This window comes from Kamptonema sp. UHCC 0994 (genome assembly GCF_029167235.1).
In the GTDB taxonomy this organism is placed as follows: domain Bacteria; phylum Cyanobacteriota; class Cyanobacteriia; order Cyanobacteriales; family Microcoleaceae; genus Kamptonema.
Window position 1 is genome coordinate 1 of the sequence record NZ_JARFTR010000203.1, and the last position, 4,632, is coordinate 4,632.

Below are 4,632 nucleotides of genomic sequence, written 5' to 3' on the forward strand. Positions count from 1 at the left end.
GGTTAAGGAACCGCCAAGATGGCGGCGTTACGGATACTTTTACGTAAGTCCTGATTCAATTACTCCCCATGACAGGCGCAACATCATTTTGGTTTCCCGTTTCTCCACCTGTTGGCGATATAATCAGTAATTCTCCTTTCGCATTGCGCTCAAATTTATAATCGGGATGAACCCGACACAGCTTATAAAATTGGTCGTCTGTCAATTCTATCAATTGACTTAAATCTAATTTAAAAGTAGTAAACATGGCAGTAAAACCTATTCACCTAATTCTTTAGAACGCAGATAAGCCGCCTTCACTGCTTCTATCAATGCTGAGCGAAAACCTGCTGTTTCTAGTTTAGCAATTCCTGCAATTGTTGTACCACCGGGACTGGTTACTCTATCTTTCAATTCTGCGGGGTGCATACCCGTTTCTTCCAACAATTTCGCGGTTCCTAATACTGTTTGCAGTGCTAATTTAGCCGCGATCGCCCTTGGCAAGCCAGCATAAACACCGCCATCTGTCAAGGCCTCTATCAAAATTGCCACGTACCCAGGGCCAGAACCCGAAAGTCCCGTCACTGCATCCATCATGCTCTCAGGCACTTCTACCACTTCCCCTACTGCCCGAAAGATGCCTGTAGCTAACTCTAAATGATGCGGTTCGATCAGTTTACCAGGCGCGATCGCACTCATTCCTGCACCCACCGTCGCCGGCGTATTTGGCATCACCCGTACCACTGGATAGCCTGGAAAAGCCGCTTCTAACTTACTCAACGGCACACCAGCCAAAATTGACACTACCATCGGCTGTTTCCCGTCAACGATACCAGTCTTACCGTTAGCCAACTCAGCGGCCACCTGCTCAAAAACTTGGGGTTTAATCGCCAAAAATAGGACTTCAGTTGCAGCCGCAACCTCTTGATTGTTTCCTGTCACTCCCACGCCGTATTTCTCAACCAAAAAATCGCGGCGTTGCGGCTGCGGTTCACTGACCAAAACTTCTTTGGGTTGATAAAATTCTCGTGCAATTAAGCGGGATAAGAGAGCTTCTCCCATTACCCCGCCGCCAATCATACCAAATTTTATAATTGTCATTTTTTAGTGTTTAGTTGTTAACAGTTAACTGTTAAGGATTATTATATTTATTCTTGCGAAGGTCGTGAAGCAATCTCAAAACTCTGCGATTGCTTCACTGCGTTCGCAATGACAGTATGGGTTAACTATCACCAATTAGCCATTAGCCATTAGCTATTAGCCATTAGCTATTAGCCATTAGCTATTAGCCATTAGCCCTAACTAGAGTGCCATTTGTGCTTGTTCTGGCTGCCAAGCTGAAGCTGCGGGAGCTGCAACGCGGGGACGGCCTTGAGCTGGGGGCACTTCGTGAACCACACCAGATTGAGTCCGCACTTGTACGCAACTCGGCGTAAACAAGAAAATACTTTCGCCAATTCGCTCTTGATGACCATCTAGAGCGTAAGTTCCGCCAGCCACAAAGTCTACAGCTCTCTGAGCTTGATCTGGGTCCATCACCGTTAGATTCAAAACTACAGACTTGCGTTCTTTCAGAGCTCTAATTGCTGCCGGCATTTCTTCAAAAGTGCGAGGTTCCATAACCACCACCTCAGAAATTCCGTTCATTGCTCCAGGCATCCCAATCACATTATTCATTACTGAACCCACTCCACTTATCGGTGCAACAACATCTGTACTTGGCGATCCTACTACAGGCCGCTCCCGCAAACGGCGGTTAGTGCGGCGTTCTTCCTCTGCTACCATCGCGGAGGGTTGCTCTTGCGGTTGGTAAGTGTTTTGATAACGCTCTCCTTCCGTTTCGTCGTAATCATAATCGTACTCAACAGGTTCGTTGAGTCCTACAAATTCTCGCAGTTTAGAAAAAATGTTCACGCTTCACGCTCCATCACAACTTATTTGCTCTGACTATAACTCCTGTTGCGGGTTAGTCGAGGATCGTTGACTACTTCTATACTTACCGCTCAACCGTTTTTATTTGTATTTGCGATCGCCGATGTCCCCCTTTCACCAAACAAGGTTTGTCCGACCCGTACCATAGTAGCACCTGCTCGAAGGGCTAAATGATAATCTCCAGACATTCCCATTGAGAGTTGTTCCATTTGAATGTGCGACCAATTTTGCTGCCTAATTTTCTCGGCTAATTCGCGAGCATTGTTAAACAAGGTCAGGGTTTGCGCCTCATCTAATCCTAAAGGAGGAATTGTCATCAATCCTTTAATTTTCAGGCTTCGGCACTGATTGAGTTCTGGCAAGTCGGTTAGTAATTCTGGTACACTCCAGCCATATTTATCGCGATCGGGCAAAATTTTTACTTGTAGACAAGCTTGAGGCTGATAGGAAAGTTCTTCAGCTAAGCGATCCAATCGTTGAGCTAGTTTCAAGCTGTCTACAGAGTGAATCCACTGGAATAGTTGCAAAGCTTTAGCAGCTTTATTGGCTTGGAGGTGGCCGATCAAATGCCAGGTAATATCGGGCAAATCTTGCATTTGAGCTTGTTTGTCGGCTGCTTCCTGAATCCGACTCTCGCCAAAATCGCGGACTCCTGCGGCGTAAGCAGAGCGCATCGCGTCAACAGATACCTGCTTGCTGACGGCGATTAGCCGGACACTCTGAGGCAATTGTTGGCAAATATTAGCAATGCGATCGGCAAGGTTGGTCATGGGGAGCGGGGGAGATGGGGAGATGGGGAGATGGGGAGATGGGGAGATGGGGGAATAATTAGCAATTACAGGATTTACGTAGTCTCGACGTAATCTAGGGCTTGAGATTGCTTCACTGCGTTCGCAATGACGGAAAATCATAGCAGAATGCGTAAGTCCTGAATTAGCAATTAGCAATTAGCAATTAGCAATTAGCCATTAGCAATTAGCCATTAGCCATTAGCCATTAGCCATTAGCCATTATTGAAAAGTACGCTGGTGGATTCGCTGTAACTGTTCGTAATCCTGAGCTTTTCCGCTACGGCGGAGGGTACGCAGGCGAATTTCTACCATGAGGCGAGCGTCAGAGCGGCTGATTGGTTCAAATCTTAGACCCGTTGGGCCATTTGTTACCAAGAAAAATAGGCGCTGGGCGTATAGGGTAGTAAATAGTTCCTGGCTGTCTTCAACCTGGCATACCCTGAAGAGGAGGCCAAAATTTGGGTGATTCAGGTAGGTTTCGGTACTCATTCGGCCTCAAAGTCAGCAGATAATGGCAAGGTTTTCAAGTTTTTTGTGTCGGGAGCGGTTTTTGGGGACTGGCTGCAAAGTGCGATCGCGGTGACTGTTTTAGTACCTTAGCAATAGTTTCTTTGGTAGCCCTGAAGACCGCTCGTCGGTTGTACAAGACAGGATTAATTCTACCTTGAGCTTTGCTCCTAATGAGATTTTAAATTAATAGGACTTACATAACTCAATACTAAGGACTGTTTTCTCAGGCGATCGCTACCTAGAACTTATACACATTTTACGTAACGCCGCCATCTTGTTACGTAACGCCGCCATCTTGGCGGTAAAGTCACCGCCAAGATGGCGGTGTTACGGAATTTTTGCTTAAAAAATCCGATAATAGAATATCCTCAAGTTTGCCAACCCCACAACAGGCGGCTTCCCCAGAGGATGCCCAGAAAGCCAAGGGCTAACCAGTCACGAAGTTTGAAGCGCAACTGATGCCACTCTACGCGATGTTTGTCGGGACTGGTAAAGCCTCGTACTTTCATGGCGCTGGCAATTTGGGCCGCCCGTAGCAGCAAGTTTTCTAGGAGTCTTTCGGCTACCATTAACCAAACTTGGGCCGCGCGGCGAAAACCCAATTTTTTCCAGTCGATCGCCCTTGTGCTTACCGATCGCGCTAAGTTTTGTATTTCTTCTAGGACTAGGGGCAGAAATCGTAAGGATAAAGTTAATGTTAGGGCAATTTCGGTGACAGGCCACCGGAACCGTCGTAAGGGCTGCATTAAGTTTTCGATCGCGGCGGTGATTTCTTCGCTGGCGGTGGTTAGCAGGTAAAGGTTGGTGCTGTAAACGATCGTAAAAAATAGGGTGCTGATGCGGATTCCTAATTCTAGAGAACGCCTGGTAATTTTGATCGGCCCTGAGTTGAATAGGATGTAACTGTAGTCTGTGGGCTGTGGTAAGGATGTTAAGGTAGGCGCTACGGGTGAGGCTTGGGGAGTGGATTTAGAGCCCAGACCAAAGGGATTGTACCAGGATTTTGGTGATGGTGCTGGTGGGAGGGTTGCTGGCTGTTGAGCGAAGATGAGTTCGTCGGCGGGGAGGCGGGGTTGGTTATTGGTGGGGAGTCCATCGGGGGCGATCGCACTGACGGCAAATACAAAGAAGCTGAATGTCAACAGAAATCCCATTTGCTGTTTCCACACCCGCAGGGGAATTGATGCTGTTATTGTCACCACTATTAGCAATCCTACTAGCATTAAACGCCAAAAGGGATTAGCTAGAACTGGTGCCATCAAAAATGTCAATAACCAAGCTAATTTTACCCTTGAGTCTAGATGATGCAGCCAGGTTACGGGCTGTTCTAAGTAGAGTCCTAAAGGTAGCGATCGCAGTAAATCCATCTTTCTATTTTTATTAGTAACGCCGCCATCTTGGCGGTATCTTGAGCTTTTAC

6 protein-coding genes are annotated in these 4,632 nt (G+C 47.0%); all 6 read right to left on the reverse strand.

Translation table 11 applies throughout. The features are described 5' to 3' along the window. Nucleotides 1-55: 55 nt before the first annotated feature. Complete coding sequence (locus PY364_RS18435) at nucleotides 56-247, reverse strand: Uma2 family endonuclease (RefSeq protein ID WP_343277972.1); 192 nt, start codon at nucleotides 245-247, stop codon at nucleotides 56-58. Between the two features lie 11 nt (nucleotides 248-258). Next, nucleotides 259-1,080: a pyrroline-5-carboxylate reductase gene (gene proC, locus PY364_RS18440; RefSeq protein WP_275524685.1), complete on the reverse strand. Its 822-nt coding sequence runs from the start codon at nucleotides 1,078-1,080 to the stop codon at nucleotides 259-261. A gap of 201 nt (nucleotides 1,081-1,281) precedes the next feature. After that, entirely contained in the window at nucleotides 1,282-1,893 is a 612-nt protein-coding gene (locus PY364_RS18445) for a cell division protein SepF (protein WP_275524687.1), read from the reverse strand. 89 nt (nucleotides 1,894-1,982) lie between these two features. Beyond that, on the reverse strand, nucleotides 1,983-2,681 hold the full coding sequence (locus tag PY364_RS18450) for a YggS family pyridoxal phosphate-dependent enzyme (RefSeq protein WP_275524690.1): 699 nt from the start codon (nucleotides 2,679-2,681) through the stop codon (nucleotides 1,983-1,985). 240 nt (nucleotides 2,682-2,921) lie between these two features. Next, nucleotides 2,922-3,191: a transcriptional coactivator PipX gene (locus tag PY364_RS18455; RefSeq protein ID WP_275524689.1), complete on the reverse strand. Its 270-nt coding sequence runs from the start codon at nucleotides 3,189-3,191 to the stop codon at nucleotides 2,922-2,924. Nucleotides 3,192-3,580: 389 nt separating this feature from the next. Continuing rightward, a complete protein-coding gene (locus PY364_RS18460; protein ID WP_275524691.1) occupies nucleotides 3,581-4,579 on the reverse strand; it encodes an energy-coupling factor transporter transmembrane protein EcfT in 999 nt (332 codons plus the stop codon). Nucleotides 4,580-4,632 lie beyond the last annotated feature (53 nt).

What these genes read in the sequence shown, in the direction of transcription:
- PY364_RS18450 (WP_275524690.1), bottom strand. Translation starts at nt 2,681, where the DNA reads ATGACCAACCTTGCCGATCGCATTGCTAATATTTGCCAACAATTGCCT.
- PY364_RS18460 (WP_275524691.1), bottom strand. Translation starts at nt 4,579, where the DNA reads ATGGATTTACTGCGATCGCTACCTTTAGGACTCTACTTAGAACAGCCC.
- PY364_RS18435 (WP_343277972.1), bottom strand. Translation starts at nt 247, where the DNA reads ATGTTTACTACTTTTAAATTAGATTTAAGTCAATTGATAGAATTGACA.
- proC (WP_275524685.1), bottom strand. Translation starts at nt 1,080, where the DNA reads ATGACAATTATAAAATTTGGTATGATTGGCGGCGGGGTAATGGGAGAA.
- PY364_RS18455 (WP_275524689.1), bottom strand. Translation starts at nt 3,191, where the DNA reads ATGAGTACCGAAACCTACCTGAATCACCCAAATTTTGGCCTCCTCTTC.